Annotated in this window: 15 protein-coding genes; 13 read left to right on the forward strand and 2 right to left on the reverse strand. The window is 35.8% G+C overall.

Going from position 1 to position 15,303, the window contains the following annotated elements; genetic code table 11:
- Window positions 1–8 precede the first annotated feature (8 nt).
- The 12 genes from miaA (at window position 9) to tnpB (ending at window position 13,633) form a co-directional block, all read left to right on the forward strand.
- Complete coding sequence (miaA, locus tag I567_RS07940) at window positions 9–920, forward strand: tRNA (adenosine(37)-N6)-dimethylallyltransferase MiaA (RefSeq protein WP_016251710.1); 912 nt, start codon at window positions 9–11, stop codon at window positions 918–920.
- A 23-nt stretch (window positions 921–943) separates the two neighbouring features.
- Entirely contained in the window at window positions 944–2,158 is a 1,215-nt protein-coding gene (gene hflX / locus I567_RS07945) for a GTPase HflX (RefSeq protein WP_016251711.1), read from the forward strand.
- Between the two features lie 292 nt (window positions 2,159–2,450).
- Complete coding sequence (locus I567_RS07950; protein WP_016251712.1) at window positions 2,451–2,831, forward strand: MerR family transcriptional regulator; 381 nt, start codon at window positions 2,451–2,453, stop codon at window positions 2,829–2,831.
- A gap of 43 nt (window positions 2,832–2,874) precedes the next feature.
- Window positions 2,875–4,215, forward strand: coding sequence for a type I glutamate--ammonia ligase (gene glnA / locus I567_RS07955; RefSeq protein WP_016251713.1), 1,341 nt, complete (start codon window positions 2,875–2,877; stop codon window positions 4,213–4,215).
- Between the two features lie 521 nt (window positions 4,216–4,736).
- A complete protein-coding gene (locus I567_RS07960) occupies window positions 4,737–6,341 on the forward strand; it encodes a CTP synthase (protein WP_016251714.1) in 1,605 nt (534 codons plus the stop codon).
- 215 nt (window positions 6,342–6,556) lie between these two features.
- Window positions 6,557–7,426, forward strand: a complete 870-nt coding sequence (locus tag I567_RS07965; protein WP_016251715.1) for a class II fructose-bisphosphate aldolase — start codon at window positions 6,557–6,559, stop codon at window positions 7,424–7,426.
- A gap of 224 nt (window positions 7,427–7,650) precedes the next feature.
- Window positions 7,651–8,373 (forward strand): GntR family transcriptional regulator, encoded by a 723-nt coding sequence (locus I567_RS07970; RefSeq protein WP_016251716.1) that lies wholly within the window; start codon window positions 7,651–7,653, stop codon window positions 8,371–8,373.
- A gap of 183 nt (window positions 8,374–8,556) precedes the next feature.
- Complete coding sequence (locus tag I567_RS07975) at window positions 8,557–9,816, forward strand: UDP-N-acetylglucosamine 1-carboxyvinyltransferase (protein WP_016251717.1); 1,260 nt, start codon at window positions 8,557–8,559, stop codon at window positions 9,814–9,816.
- A 7-nt stretch (window positions 9,817–9,823) separates the two neighbouring features.
- Complete coding sequence (rho, locus tag I567_RS07980) at window positions 9,824–11,137, forward strand: transcription termination factor Rho (protein ID WP_016251718.1); 1,314 nt, start codon at window positions 9,824–9,826, stop codon at window positions 11,135–11,137.
- A 107-nt stretch (window positions 11,138–11,244) separates the two neighbouring features.
- On the forward strand, window positions 11,245–11,493 hold the full coding sequence (locus tag I567_RS07985) for a type B 50S ribosomal protein L31 (protein WP_016251719.1): 249 nt from the start codon (window positions 11,245–11,247) through the stop codon (window positions 11,491–11,493).
- Window positions 11,494–12,087: 594 nt separating this feature from the next.
- Window positions 12,088–12,474 carry an IS200/IS605 family transposase gene (gene tnpA / locus I567_RS07995; RefSeq protein ID WP_034863639.1) on the forward strand — a complete coding sequence of 129 codons (387 nt, stop codon included), beginning with the start codon at window positions 12,088–12,090 and terminating at the stop codon, window positions 12,472–12,474.
- Window positions 12,475–12,490: 16 nt separating this feature from the next.
- Window positions 12,491–13,633 (forward strand): IS200/IS605 family element RNA-guided endonuclease TnpB, encoded by a 1,143-nt coding sequence (gene tnpB / locus I567_RS08000; RefSeq protein WP_016251721.1) that lies wholly within the window; start codon window positions 12,491–12,493, stop codon window positions 13,631–13,633.
- A 352-nt stretch (window positions 13,634–13,985) separates the two neighbouring features.
- On the opposite strand, the gene I567_RS08005 is transcribed toward tnpB, so the two are convergent.
- Window positions 13,986–14,288, reverse strand: coding sequence for a DUF898 family protein (locus tag I567_RS08005; protein ID WP_016251722.1), 303 nt, complete (start codon window positions 14,286–14,288; stop codon window positions 13,986–13,988).
- Between the two features lie 197 nt (window positions 14,289–14,485).
- Between I567_RS08005 and I567_RS08010 the strand changes: the two genes are divergently transcribed.
- Window positions 14,486–14,830 carry a hypothetical protein gene (locus I567_RS08010; protein ID WP_016251723.1) on the forward strand — a complete coding sequence of 115 codons (345 nt, stop codon included), beginning with the start codon at window positions 14,486–14,488 and terminating at the stop codon, window positions 14,828–14,830.
- Window positions 14,831–14,883: 53 nt separating this feature from the next.
- Here the strand turns inward: I567_RS08010 and I567_RS08015 are convergent, their stop codons facing one another.
- Window positions 14,884–15,264: a PH domain-containing protein gene (locus tag I567_RS08015; protein ID WP_016251724.1), complete on the reverse strand. Its 381-nt coding sequence runs from the start codon at window positions 15,262–15,264 to the stop codon at window positions 14,884–14,886.
- Between the last annotated feature and the right edge of the window lie 39 nt (window positions 15,265–15,303).

The raw sequence follows: 15,303 nt of genomic DNA on the forward strand, positions 1-15,303 counted from the left end.
AAAGTGGAATGGAAAAAATTATTGTCATAGCAGGGCCTACTGCGGTGGGAAAAACTGCACTTAGTATTGAGTTAGCCCAAAAATTTAATGGGGAAATTATTAATGGCGATTCCATGCAAGTTTATAAAGGTCTAGATATTGGTACTGCTAAAGTCACCAGGGAAGAAATGGCAGGAATTATGCATCATTTGTTGAATATTAAAACGGTGGCTGAAGGCTTTAACGTGTCTGAATTCATTACCTTGGCAAAACAAAAAATTCAAGAGATTACTGCTCGTGGGCATTTACCGATTGTTGTTGGTGGCACGGGACTCTATCTACAGGCTTTGATTGAAGATTATCAATTAGGAGCAAGGGAAGATACAGATGGTACGATTCGTCAAAAATATCAGGGGTTTGCTGATCAATATGGGGATAAGGCATTATGGCAAGAACTAGCGCGCGTTGATTCTTTGGCTGCTGAAAAGATTGATTACCATAATGTGCGCAAGGTGATTCGTGCGTTGGAAGTTTTTGAACTGACTAATAATAGTATTTTTGCGCAACAAGACAATGAAGCGATTTTTGATACATTTGGCATTTGCTTAAATACTGAGCGGACTTTATTATATGAGCGAATCAATAAACGAGTCGAAATCATGATGCAGTCAGGTTTGGAGCAAGAAGCCCGTTTTATTCTAGATTATCCAGATAGTCAAGCTGCTAAAGGAATTGGCTATAAAGAGTTTTTGCCGTATTTTAATGGTAAAGCTAGCTTAGAGGAAGTGATTGCAACTATCCAACAAAATTCTAGAAGATATGCCAAGCGCCAATTAACCTGGTTTAGAAATCGCATGGACTTAAAATGGATGGACTTAGTGTTACATCCAGAGAATTTAACTGACTTAGAATTAGCAATAAGTGATTGGTTAAGTAAATAATAGAGATATGAGAGGTGAATCAAATGCCTGAACAAGAAAAAGATAAAGTCATTTTAGTCGGTGTGGAAACGGAAGAAAACTTTGCTATTTTTGACACATCGATGGACGAATTACGCGGTTTAACGAAAACAGCAGACGGCGAAATCGTTTTTATTTTGAAACAAAAACGACCACAAGTTGATCGTCAAACTATTCTAGGTAAAGGAAAATTAGCAGAACTCAAACAACTCATTGATGCTTACGAAGCCAATTTAGTCATCTTTAATCATGAGTTAACGCCACGTCAAGGAAAAATACTGACCGAAGAACTAGGGGTGAGAGTCCTTGATCGTGTGCAATTGATTCTTGATATTTTTGCAATTCGTGCACGCTCAAAAGAAGGAAAATTACAAGTCTCTCTTGCTCAATTAGAGTATTTATTACCACGTTTAACTGGGATGGGTGCTTCCATGTCACGTTTAGGCGGGGGGATTGGGACGCGTGGTCCTGGTGAAACAAAACTAGAAGTCGATCGAAGGCATATTCGCAATAAAATTACCCAAATTAGAAATGAACTAAAAGAAGTCGAGCAACATCGGGAACGTACAAGAGAACAACGTAAAAATAAACGAGTCTATCAAATTGGTTTGATAGGTTATACAAACGCTGGTAAATCAACAATTATGAATATACTAACGACAGCTAATACGTACGAACAAGACCAACTTTTCGCTACTTTAGATCCACTAACAAAAAAATGGCGACTTCCAGAAGGGTTTGAAATGACCATTACAGATACAGTAGGTTTTATTCAAGATTTACCAACGCAATTAATCGATGCCTTCCAATCAACGCTTGAAGAAAGTAAGTCTATGGATTTTCTATTGCATGTTGTGGATGCACATGCCAAAGACCGTTTATTACACGAAAAAACAGTGTTTGATCTAATGCAACAACTAGAGATAATCGATACCCCAGTATTAACCGTCTATAATAAAGCCGACTTGATGAAAGAAGAGGATTTTGTACCGACCTTATTCCCAAATGTTTGTATCTCAGCAAAAAGCAGCAAGGGAAAAGAAGCCTTAATTCAAGCTATAAAGCAACAGTTAATGGAACAATTCGAGCCTTATATGGTTGAATTGGCAGATAATCAAGCAAGCGAAATTTATAAATATAAGCGTGAAACAATTGTGACTTCACAAAATTATGATGAGTCCAAACGAAAATATATTATATGTGGTTTTAGTCCCAAATAATTGCTTAACCAGAAACGGAACCTGTAAGCCGATTTCTGGTTTTTTATTGTATTTGATGAACATTCTAAATGGTATATACAGATAATGTTCAATATTTAAAGCTTTTATTTATTTTATTTTAAAAATTCCTTTGTTGATAAATGTTGATAAATCAATACTTATTAAGTTTTTTGAAAAAATTTATTACATGTAAGGTTTTCTAACATATGAGGTTGACAACTATTTCCGAACTTGGTATAGTATGGATAAGTTTTCAGAATATACTAACAAAACGAAAGCGAGGAGGAATTGGATGGGAGAAAAAGAATTACGCAAGAGCCTGTCTGTTTTTCCGATTGGCACAGTGATGAAGTTGACGGATCTGTCAGCTAGACAAATTCGTTACTATGAAGAACAAGGGCTAATTAAGCCACAACGTAGTGAGGGGAACCGTCGCTTGTTTTCATTAAATGACATCGATGTTTTGTTAGAAATTAAAGATTACTTAGCAGATGGCTTAAATATGGCTGGTATTAAGCGAATGTATGAACTAAAACAAAAAGAAAAGCAAGCAGAAAAAGTCAAGAAGCCACTTACTGATAAAGATGTCAGAAGAATTTTTTATGATGAAATGATGACACAAAGTCGTTTAAATCAACAACATCCATATCGGCAGAACAATCGTATGTTGTGATGCTGTGGAAATAAAATGAGTAGAAAAATAAAGGCGGGATATTATGGCAAAAGTAAATTATACTGTAGAAGATATCAAACGCATCGCTAAAGACGAAAATGTACGTTTCTTACGCTTGATGTTTACAGATATCATGGGTACAATCAAAAACGTTGAAGTTCCAGTAAGTCAATTAAACAAAGTATTAGAAAACAAAATGATGTTCGACGGTTCATCTATTGAAGGTTTCGTACGTATTGAAGAAAGTGATATGTATTTATATCCAGATTTATCAACATGGATGATCTTCCCATGGGAAAGTGAACACGGAAAAGTAGCTCGTTTAATCTGTGATATTTATAATCCAGATGGTACGCCGTTTGCTGGTGACCCTCGTGGTAACTTAAAACGTGCCTTAAAACACATGCAAGAAATGGGCTTCACAGCATTTAACTTAGGTCCTGAACCAGAATTCTTCTTATTCAAACTTGATGAAGATGGAAAAGTAACGAAGACATTGAACGATAAAGGTGGTTATTTTGACTTTGCACCAACCGATTTAGGTGAAAATTGCCGTCGTGATATTGTGTTAGAGTTAGAAAGTTTAGGATTTGAAGTAGAAGCATCTCACCACGAAGTAGCACCTGGTCAACATGAAATTGACTTCAAATATGCTGATGTTATCGAAGCTTGTGATAATATCCAAACCTTCAAATTAGTGGTGAAAACAATTGCTCGTAAACATGGCTTACATGCAACGTTTATGCCAAAACCTTTATTTGGTATCAATGGTTCAGGTATGCACTGTAATATGTCCTTATTCAAAGATAATCAAAATGTCTTTTTTGATCCAGAAGGTCCATTACAATTAAGTCAAACAGCTTATCATTTCCTAGGAGGATTAATCGAGCATGCTCGTGCTTACACAGCAGTATGTAACCCAACAGTTAACTCATACAAACGTTTAGTTCCTGGTTATGAAGCACCAGTATATGTAGCTTGGTCAGGTCGTAACCGTTCACCATTAATTCGTGTGCCAGAATCACGTGGTTTATCTACTCGTTTAGAATTACGTTCAGTAGACCCAGCTGCTAACCCATATTTAGCAATGGCTGTATTATTAGAAGCTGGTTTAGATGGTATCACTCGTGAATTAACACCACCACCAGCAGTAGACCGCAATATCTACATCATGAATGAAGAAGAACGCGCAGAAGCATTAATTAAAGATCTTCCTTCTACATTACACAATGCGATTAAAGAATTGCGTGTAGACCCTGTAATGGTAAATGCTTTAGGTCAACACATCTTCTCTAACTTTGTTGAAGCAAAACGTATGGAATGGGCATCATTCAGACAAACTGTTTCAGAATGGGAAAGAGAACAATACTTAGAATTATATTAAGATGAAAATAAACCGTTGGGCACAAAGCTTCCAGCGGTTTATATTTTGATTTTAGCTATTAAGAGGGCAATGGAGGGCAAAATGAAAAAAAGATATACTACAATAAGTGACTTTGGATGATTATATGATGTTTGTAAAGAATATGAGCGCATTTTTGGTGAAGGTAGCTTGCAACGTTGTATCGAATTTCTAAATAATCCAGCCTTTTCGTATAGAGAGGCTATCAAATGTGCAACTAAAACAGTTGAAGAGGCAGTCGAAAATGCATCAATCACTAAAACAAATGAGTGTCGAAGAATTTGAAGGAATCATTTTCTAAAGAGCTGAGGAATTAATAAAGAAAATTTTCAGTAAGTAGTTGACATCTCTTGCTTGAGATTGTAGTATATTGTTTGGGCACTCTTAAAATTTAAGAGTCAGATTCGTGTAAATAATTGCTCCCTATTCATTCTGATTTTGATTGGATAGGGGGCGTCTTTTATTTTATGAATCTTCCTGAAAACACGTAAAGGAGAAATGAAATGACAAAATATATCTTTGTAACTGGTGGCGTTGTTTCTTCAATTGGTAAAGGAATTGTCGCTGCATCATTAGGACGACTACTCAAAAATCGTGGCTTGAAAGTAACGATTCAAAAATTCGACCCATATATTAATGTGGACCCTGGTACGATGAGCCCATATCAACATGGGGAAGTATTTGTTACCGATGATGGTGCCGAAACTGACCTTGACCTTGGACACTATGAACGTTTCATTGATATTAATTTAAACAAATACTCAAACGTTACGACAGGTAAGATTTATTCAGAAGTACTACGTAAAGAACGTAAAGGTGAATACTTAGGGGCAACTGTTCAAGTGATTCCTCACATCACCAATGAAATTAAAGAAAAAATTATGCGTGCAGCGAGTCTAACTGATTCTGATGTGATTATTACAGAAGTCGGTGGTACGGTTGGAGATATCGAATCATTACCATTTTTAGAAGCATTACGCCAAATGAAGGCAGATGTAGGTTCTGATAATGTGATGTATATTCACACTACTTTGATTCCGTATTTAAAAGCTGCTGGTGAAATGAAAACTAAACCAACACAACACAGCGTCAAAGAATTACGTGGGTTAGGGATTCAACCAAACATCCTTGTAGTACGTACAGAACAACCAATTTCACAAGGAACGAAGAATAAATTAGCACAATTTTGTGATGTAGCACCAGAAGCAGTGATTGAGTCACGCGATGTTGAAACTTTATACTCTATTCCATTGAACTTACAAAAACAAGGTATGGACCAAATTGTTTGTGATCATCTTAAATTAGATGTCCCTGCTGCGGATATGACTGAATGGAAAGAATTAGAAAATCGTGTCTTGAACTTGAAGAAAACAGTCAGAATCGCTTTAGTCGGTAAATATGTCGAATTACCAGATGCTTATATTTCAGTGGTTGAAAGTTTGAAACATTCAGGTTTTGCTTTCGATGCTGATGTTGACTTGAAATGGGTGAAATCACATGAGTTAACCCGCGAAAATGTGGCTGATTACTTAAGTGATGTAGACGGTATCTTAGTTCCAGGTGGTTTTGGTGATCGTGGGGTAGAAGGTAAGATTGAAGCCATTCGTTATGCGCGTGAAAATGATATTCCATTTCTTGGTATTTGTCTTGGGATGCAAATGGCGTGTGTGGAATTTGCCCGCAATGTCGTCGGTTTAGAAGATGCGCATACCGCTGAAAATCATCCAGGGATTAAAAATAATATTATTGACTTAATGGCTGACCAAGAAAATGTTGAAAACTTAGGTGGTACATTACGTTTAGGTTTATATCCTTGCAAATTGAAAAAAGGCACCAAAACAGCCGCGGCTTACGATAATCAAGAAGTCGTACAAGAACGTCATCGTCATCGCTATGAATTCAATAATAAATACCGTGAAATGTTTGAAGCACACGGTCTAGTCTTTTCAGGGGTTTCCCCAGACAATCGCTTAGTGGAAATCGTGGAATTACCAGAGAAAAAATTCTTCGTTGGTTGCCAATTCCATCCAGAACTAATTTCTCGTCCGAACCGTCCACAACGCTTAATTAAAGCCTTTGTTAAAGCTTCTTTAGATAATCATCAATAATTTATTTTTAGCACTCGGCCAATTGTCGGGTGCTTAATTTTATTTTCAGAAAATGTTTCGAAATGAAAAGCTGTTCTTTTCGGTTATTTTTGAAAAAAGTTAAATTTTTATAGCGATAATGCTAGTAATTCGTGAAAAATTTTGCTAAAATATACATGTTGGTTAAGTATAGCTTAACAAATAAAAGTTTTTCTAATACTTAGGAGGAATTAATTATGCCATTAGTATCAGGTACTGAAATTTTCAAGGCAGCACGTAAAGGTGGATACGCTGTAGGTGCGTTCAACACAAATAACTTAGAATGGACTCAAGCGCTCTTAGAAGCTGCTCAAGCTAAGAATGCGCCAGTTTTAATCCAAACTTCTATGGGTGCTGCTAAATACATGGGTGGCTATAAAGTTGTTAAAAACTTAGTAGAAAACTTAATCGAATCAATGAACATCACTGTGCCAGTAGTTTTACACTTAGACCATGGTACATACGAAGCAGCTTTAGAATGTATCGAAGCTGGATACACTTCAGTTATGTTTGATGGTTCTCACTTACCATTTGAAGAAAACTTAGAAAAAGCAAAAGACGTTGTAGCTAAAGCACATGCTAAAGGTGTTTCTGTTGAATGTGAAGTTGGTTCAATTGGTGGTGAAGAAGACGGCGTTATCGGTGCTGGTGAATTAGCTGATATCGAAGAATGTAAACAAATCGTTGCTACAGGTATCGACTTCTTAGCTTGTGGTATTGGTAACATTCACGGTGTATACCCAGAAAACTGGCAAGGTCTTGCTTTTGATCACTTACAAGCAATTGCTGATGCTGTAGGTCACGATGTACCATTAGTATTACATGGTGGATCAGGTATTCCTCAAGAACAAATTGAAAAAGCAATTAAAATGGGTGTTTCTAAAGTTAACGTTAACACTGAATTCCAATTATCATTTGCTAAAGCTACTCGTGAATATATCGAAGCTGGTAAAGATTTAGAAGGTAAAGGATTCGACCCACGTAAATTATTAGCTCCTGGTAAAGCAGCTATCGTTAAAGATGCTGAAGAACACATTGACTGGTTCGGTTCAGCTAACAAAGCTTAATTAATTTACGCAAATTGCAAATTAAAGCATCATCTACATTTTTTGTAGGTGATGTTTTTTTTACACCTTTCAATCTAACTATTCCATATTATTGTCAAGATAATATGATTATTTAATTTATACTGATACATTTTATATTTATTTGGTGTATAATAGTATTGTAGATAAAAGTGAATATTATATTTAATTGTATATTCTTGTTTTTTTATGAACGAGGGATTGATATGGGGGATTATGGATATAAGGCAATTTCCGCTGATATCCGAAAAAAAATTCAATCGGGTTATTATCATGCTGGAGATTATTTACCGAAACAATTTGACTTGGCTAAACGGTATCATACGAGTAGAATAACGATACAAAAAGCCTTACGAGTTTTATCGATGGAGGGCTTTTTATTGTCAAAAAAAGGGGTCGGGACAATTGTCAAAGATGCAGGAGTCCTATATTCTGATTATATGACAAATCAAAACAAAGACATTGATATGCATTTAGTATCATCTAAAGATTATAAAGTAAGTAGTCGGATGATTTCTTTTGATGTCCGTCCGCTTGATGAGGATGAAGCAGCGATATTACTGCTTAAACCAAACGAATTGGTATATGATATTACTCGTTTAAGATATGTGAATAATGAACCTTTACGTATAGAATATTTATTAATTCCTCAAAAATATTTTCCAGAATTACAAATAGATGATTTGGAAGATTCACTTTACGAATACATATATATTCAAACGAAGCAGAAATTGTCTAAATCATTATTAAAAATTACCGCCGATTTTCCAGATTTTTATGACCAAAAATATTTATGTGTGGATGATCACCAGGTAATTCTTAATATTGAACAAACTACCTATTTTAATAGTGGTATTCCTTGTTTTTTAGCTGAGATTCGATACGGTTCTGATAATGGGCAAATTATTTCCGTCTATCAACTAGATTAATAGATAATAATAGACAGATATCATTGTAAAGGTATCTGTTTTTTTGCTTTAATAGATAAATTAAATAGACGAATGTTTTTTTAAGAGTTTATTCTTATTTCTTTTTTCTAAAGATTTTCTATGATAAAATATTAAGGATGAGTAAAAATCTCGCAATAATTCTTTAGTTAAAGGTGAATATATATGAAAAAAATAGTCATTAATGGAAATCGTCCATTAAAAGGAGAAGTAACGATATCAGGAGCTAAAAATAGTGCAGTGGCCTTAATTCCGGCTGCTATTTTAGCGGATTCTCCAGTAACCTTAGAAGGTGTTCCGGATATTCAAGATGTTCACTCATTAATGGAAATCTTGGAAATTATGGGTGTAAAAGTGAAGTTTGAAAATAATACTTTAGAAATTGACCCAAGAGAAATTGTCTCTATTCCGATGCCAAGTGGTAAAATCAATAGCTTACGTGCTTCCTACTATTTTATGGGCGCATTATTAGCAAAGTTTGGTGAAGGAGTTGTTGGCTTACCTGGTGGCTGTAATTTAGGTCCTCGTCCAATTGATTTGCATATTAAAGGATTTGAAACTTTAGGTGCTACAGTGACCAACGAACAAGGTGCGATGTATTTACGTACTGATGAAAAAGGGCTTCAAGGAGAACGTATTTATATGGATATGGTTTCGATTGGGGCTACAATTAATGTGATGCTAGCAGCTGTGAAGGCAAAAGGCAAGACGATTATTGAAAATGCGGCTCGCGAACCTGAAATTATCGATGTAGCGACTTTATTAAATAATATGGGTGCGAAAATTCGTGGTGCTGGAACCAATGAAATCCGAATTGAAGGGGTCGAGCATTTACATGGGTGCCGTCATATGATTATTCCAGACCGTATTGAAGCAGGTACCTATCTTTCAATGGCAGCTGCAGTAGGTCAAGGTGTGACTGTAAAAAATGTGATTTTTGAACACTTAGAAAGTTTTATTGCTAAATTAGAAGAAATGGGTGTGCGAATGGATATTTCTGAAGATAGTATTTATGTCCATCCTGCAGAAAAGTTAAATCCAATCAGCGTGAAAACTTTCCCATATCCGGGATTTGCAACGGATTTACAACAACCAATTACACCATTACTGTTTAAAGCCCAAGGAACATCAGAAATCATCGATACCATTTATCCTAAACGTATTGGCCATATTCCGGAATTGGCGCGTATGGGTGGCGATGCAAGAGTTGAAGGAAATTACATGTACCTAGGTCATACAGCGCATTTAACTGGGGCAGAGGTAGCCGCTTCTGATTTACGTGCCGGGGCTTGTCTTGTGATTGCGGGCTTAATGGCAGAGGGTACGACAAAGATTTCCAAAGTAGAAAATATTTTACGTGGGTATGACCATATTATTGAAAAACTAACTGCTTTAGGGGCAGATATTCAAATGATTGAGGAGTGATTCGGGCGTGAGTGATTATTTAACAATGGCTGAGTTAGAAAACAAAACTTTAAAAGAAATCTATACATATGCACGCGAGTTTAAGATTCCTTACTACAGTCAAATGAATAAAAAAGAACTTTCACTAGCAGTTATCCGTGCACAGGCAGAAAAGCAAGGTTTCTTCTATATGGAAGGTATCTTAGACATTACCCATCAAGACGGCTATGGATTTTTGCGACCAATTAACTATGGCCCGAGTGCTGAAGATATTTATATTTCTTCTTCGCAAATTCGACGTTTCGGGTTGCGAATTGGCGATAAAGTGGCAGGAAAAGCTCGCCCACCCAAGGAAAGTGAACGTTATTATGGCTTGATGCATGTTGAAAGTGTGAATGGAAAAGATCCTGAAGAAGCAAAACAACGACCATACTTTCCGGCATTGACACCTCTATATCCAAATAAACAAATTCAATTATCAACAAAAGGCAATATGTTAACTACACGAATGATTGATATGTTTGCGCCCGTTGGATTTGGACAACGTGGTTTGATTGTGGCACCTCCAAAGGCCGGAAAAACCACGATTTTAAAAGAAATTGCCAATGGGATTACCGAAAATCATCCAGAGGTCGAGTTGATTGTGCTTTTAATTGACGAACGCCCGGAAGAAGTGACCGATTTAGAACGCAGTGTCAAAGGGGATGTTGTATATTCTACCTTTGATTTACAGCCAAGCAACCATACACGCGTTTCGGAGTTAGTTTTAGAGCGAGCGATGCGATTGGTAGAAGATAAGCGCGATGTTGTGATTTTGATGGATAGTATTACCCGTCTTGCTCGTGCTTATAATTTGGTTGTTCCGCCAAGTGGTCGTACCTTAAGTGGTGGGATTGATCCGGCTGCTTTGTATAAACCTAAAAAATTCTTTGGGGCAGCCCGTAATATTGAAGAAGGAGGTAGTTTAACAATTTTAGCTACAGCCTTAGTGGATACGGGGAGCCGCATGGATGATGTCATTTATGAAGAGTTCAAGGGTACAGGAAATATGGAATTACAGCTTTCTCGTCAACTAGCTGAACGTCGTATTTTCCCAGCTATTGATATGAAGAAATCAGGTACACGTAAAGAAGATTTACTGATGTCAGAAGAACAACTAGAAGAGACTTGGCGCTTACGTAAGAATATGGTCGGTGACTCGTTGGATTATACTGAGCAATTTATTCAGATTTTGCGTAAAACGAAGAATAATGAAGAATTTATCCAGGCCTTTCAAGATATTACTTTTGAGAATGAAGAAAAAACCATCCGACCAAACAGACGTTATATCAAGAAAAATTAGCTAAAACGATTGACAGTACAAATGGATTTTGCTAAGATAAATTTGTTGTATGTCAACGAAGAATAACTCTGGCTCAGCAAATGGACCAGGGCAAAGGAGAGAAAAACATGAAAGCAAATATTCATCCAGATTACCATCCAGTAGTATTTATGGATTCTACAACAGGATTCAAATTTTTATCAGGTTCAACTAAAACTTCAAACGAAACAGTTGAATGGGAAGATGGAAACACTTATCCATTAATCCGTGTCGAAGTGACATCAGATTCACACCCATTCTACACTGGTCGTCAAAAATTCACTCAAGCAGACGGACGCGTGGATCGTTTCAACAAAAAGTACGGTTTCACAAATTAATTTCGTCTTTGCACGAGAATTTCATTCAAAACATTGTTATAGCAACGTTTATCGGCACTCTAGCTTTTCTCTGGAGTGTCGATTTTTGCGTTTGAATGCCATTTGAAATTTTAATTAATTTGAAGGTATTTTACGAATATATCAGCAGTCTCGTTGGTTTATTTATTTTATGATAAGCCAAATAATTATGGAAATAAGTAAAATATACACAATAAGTGCTTGCTAGTCAAAAGGGATTCGTTCTAATTTAATTATGGTATGGCTTTTTTTCAGATTTTAGTTTCACCCTTTTTCATTTTCTGTTTGTGTTCAAGTTCATCTAATTCTTGCACTAAATCTTGCTTGATATATTTTAAATATGACAATCTGACAAAAAGAACAACGATTATAGCAATAAAACTTACAATAATTAACTTAAGCATTAACTATTCACATCCGTTGTGTTTCATTTTTTTAACGTAATTCAGGCAGAAGTCGCCCATCCTCTATAGGTGGTTGATGAATGCCATTCGGTATGAGGGTTACTGTTGGTAACTCGAAGACCGACAATACATTACATTGTCTGTTTATTTCGTTCTATGTTAAAATCAGTCTATATTAGAAGTGTTCCTTCTTTATTACCATCTTATTTTAGTAACTAAATATCGCAGACAAGTGATTGATGATGACATATCTGATTATGCTAAAGCTACTTTTGAAAGAATTTCAGAATCGTATCATATTACTTTAGTTAAGTGGAATCATGATAAAGACCATATTCATGTCATGTTCAAAGCTCATCCTAAAACAGAATTGACAAAATTCATCAACGCCTATAAAAGCGCTAGTTCAAGATTGATAAAACGCGATTTTCCAAGAGTCAAACAGTTTCTTTGGAAAGAACAGTTTTGGTCTAAAAGTTTTTGTCTGTTGACGACTGGTGGAGCACCAATTGATGTGATAAAGAAATACATCCAAAATCAAGGAAACAATCATAAATAGAAAGCAGGTGAACTTTGTGGAACGACTAAAAGCGTACAAATTCAGAATCTATCCAACAGAGGAACAAGAAATCTTCTTTGCCAAAACTTTCGGCTGCGTTCGTAAGGTCTACAATCTAATGCTTAATGACCGAAAAAAGGCGTATGAAGAAGTTAAAAATGCTCCTTCTAAAAAAATGATTTTTCCAACACCGGCTAAATATAAGGAAGAATTTCCATTTCTGAAAGAAGTGGATAGCCTTGCTTTGGCCAATGCCCAACTTCATTTAGATAAAGCATACAAGAATTTTTTTCGGAATAAATCCGTTGGATTTCCACGTTTCAAAAGTAAGAAAAATCCTATTCAGAGTTATACAACGAATAATCAAAATGGTACAGTTGCTTTGATTGATAATAAATTCATAAAAGTTCCTAAATTGAAATCATTAATAAGAATTAAGCTTCATAGACAACCAAAAGGGATGATTAAATCTGCTACAATATCACGGCATTCTAGTGGTAAATACTATATTTCTTTGTTATGTAAAGAAGAAATTAGCGAGTTACCTAAAACCAATTCTGCCATTGGTATTGACTTAGGTATTACAGACTTTGCGATTCTTTCAGATGGACAAAAAATTGATAATAATAAATTCACGTCCAAAATGGAAAAGAAATTAAAACGTGAACAACGCAAGTTATCTAGACGTGCCTTATTAGCTAAGAAAAAAGGTATCCCTTTATCTGAAGCTAAAAATTACCAAAAACAAAAACTCAAAGTAGCTAGATTGCATGAAAAAGTAATGAATCAACGTACTGATTTTCTGAATAAGTTAAGTACAGAAATTATCAAAAATCACGATATTATCTGTATTGAAGACTTAAACGTAAAAGGTATGTTGCGTAATCATAAATTAGCAAGAAGTATTTCTGATGTATCTTGGTCTAGCTTTGTGGCTAAGTTGCAATACAAAGCGGACTGGTATGGACGTGAAATCATCAAAGTGGATATGTGGTTTCCATCTAGTCAAATTTGTTCAGGATGCGGACATAAAGACGGTAAGAAACCGCTCGATATTCGAGAATGGACTTGCCCTATTTGTCATACTCATCATGACCGAGATATCAACGCTAGTATCAATATACTGACCGAAGGTCTAAGAATACAAACTTCAGCTTAGGCACAATCAAAAAACCGTAGGAACTACGGGGATAGCTTGGTAAATAAGAGAAACCGCTGTTAGTGAAGAAATAAGCTATCAAGTATGCTCTATTCCCAAGAAGCTCCCACTTCAAGCGTTAAGAACCGTTAGGTTTAGCTAAGTGGTGAGTAGTTCACTCTGGTATGTTTGGATATGGATACTACTTCTTATTTTTCATTCTCTTGATAATCATTCCCACAAAGCAAATGGCATATATTGCAGCAAGCCATGAAGGGAGTGAATTGGATACTGCTAAAAACAAGCAAATTAAACTAAAGAGGAGCATCAGGATATAGAAGTATTTCATTATCATAAGTCCTCCGTAAACGTATTAGATAAAGTGTGTATGTTTGACTTTCCATTGTTCTAGCTTGATATTGAGCCAAAAACTATAAATACCTAAAGTAATAATGGTGAGTAGAAACCATTTGATCCAGCTACCAAATAATTGCATAGCGGTTCCATCGAAATAAAGTCTGCGTCCATTGATGACAGTATGCTTGATTTTCCAATTATACAGCAGGCAAATTCCCCACGGTGTGCAGATGCCAAGTGTACAAATTGTAATTATTGCCGCCAGTAGATAAGTGCCGATATAGGTAGCTAAACCACCATCAAAATAAGATTCATTCATAATAATGCTGCCTCCTTTTTATAACAAATGTATCTTATATTATTTTCTAGAAAAAAGCAATTGGAATTTAAAAAAAATAGATTTAGAATGAGAAGTGTAAGATGAAATGGAGAATAGGAGGTGGGAAAATGGTGTTATATCAATAGGCTTTAGCAATAGCAAGGGATGCGCATAAAGGTCAAGTTGATAAAGCAGGGGTGGATTATATCCAACCTCCACTCTTTGTTGCAAGTTTGGTAGAAGGTGAGCTGGCTAAAACGGTGGCATTGTTGCATGATGTAGTAGAAGATTCGGATTGGACACTGGAGGATTTACGCAAGAAGGGTTTACCTGAAGAGGTTGTTCAAGCCGTTGGAATCCTAACTAAGAAACGTAATGAAAAATACGAAGAATATATATTACGTGTAAAGCAAAATCCTTTAGCTAGACAAGTAAAGTTGGCCGATTTGCAGCATAATTCTGATCTTTCAAGATTAACTACTGTTACAGAAATCGATCGCAAAAGAGCAGAAAAATATCGACAAGCCATTGCATTTTTATGAGAATTAAAAAAGAGAACTAGTCGCAACAATTAAAGGACTAGTTCTCTTTTAGTTTAGTTTAAGACTGCTTGGGCCAATGCTTTTTGAATGGCCACAATGCTATCATCACTTCTGAATTGTAAGCTTTCAGCAGGTAGTTCGGCACTAGAAATCCAAATTTTTAACTCAGCATCTAAGTCAAAATGACCACTTGTTTCCACTGAAAAGCGTGAAATAGAGCGATAAGGAATGGACTTATATTCCGCTTTTTTGCCAGTCATGCCTTGTTTGTCGACAATAATTAGTCTTTTTTCAGTAAAAACTAATAAATCGCGGACAAGTTTAAAGGCTAAATCAACTTTTTCCTCAGGCATTAAGACATCTTGTAACTCCTTTTGAGCTACATCGATATTCATTTTACTTGCATTACCTAATAAACCGTTAAATAATCCCATATCATCACCTCGTAATAATTTTCTTAATTCGATTATATC

The organism is Enterococcus cecorum DSM 20682 = ATCC 43198, from assembly GCF_000407565.1.
GTDB classification, from domain to species: domain Bacteria; phylum Bacillota; class Bacilli; order Lactobacillales; family Enterococcaceae; genus Enterococcus_E; species Enterococcus_E cecorum.

Coding starts and splice junctions, on each gene's coding strand:
- miaA (WP_016251710.1), top strand. CDS start 9: ATGGAAAAAATTATTGTCATAGCAGGGCCTACTGCGGTGGGAAAAACT.
- hflX (WP_016251711.1), top strand. CDS start 944: ATGCCTGAACAAGAAAAAGATAAAGTCATTTTAGTCGGTGTGGAAACG.
- I567_RS07950 (WP_016251712.1), top strand. CDS start 2,451: ATGGGAGAAAAAGAATTACGCAAGAGCCTGTCTGTTTTTCCGATTGGC.
- glnA (WP_016251713.1), top strand. CDS start 2,875: ATGGCAAAAGTAAATTATACTGTAGAAGATATCAAACGCATCGCTAAA.
- I567_RS07960 (WP_016251714.1), top strand. CDS start 4,737: ATGACAAAATATATCTTTGTAACTGGTGGCGTTGTTTCTTCAATTGGT.
- I567_RS07965 (WP_016251715.1), top strand. CDS start 6,557: ATGCCATTAGTATCAGGTACTGAAATTTTCAAGGCAGCACGTAAAGGT.
- I567_RS07970 (WP_016251716.1), top strand. CDS start 7,651: ATGGGGGATTATGGATATAAGGCAATTTCCGCTGATATCCGAAAAAAA.
- I567_RS07975 (WP_016251717.1), top strand. CDS start 8,557: ATGAAAAAAATAGTCATTAATGGAAATCGTCCATTAAAAGGAGAAGTA.
- I567_RS07985 (WP_016251719.1), top strand. CDS start 11,245: ATGAAAGCAAATATTCATCCAGATTACCATCCAGTAGTATTTATGGAT.
- I567_RS08005 (WP_016251722.1), bottom strand. CDS start 14,288: ATGAATGAATCTTATTTTGATGGTGGTTTAGCTACCTATATCGGCACT.
- I567_RS08015 (WP_016251724.1), bottom strand. CDS start 15,264: ATGGGATTATTTAACGGTTTATTAGGTAATGCAAGTAAAATGAATATC.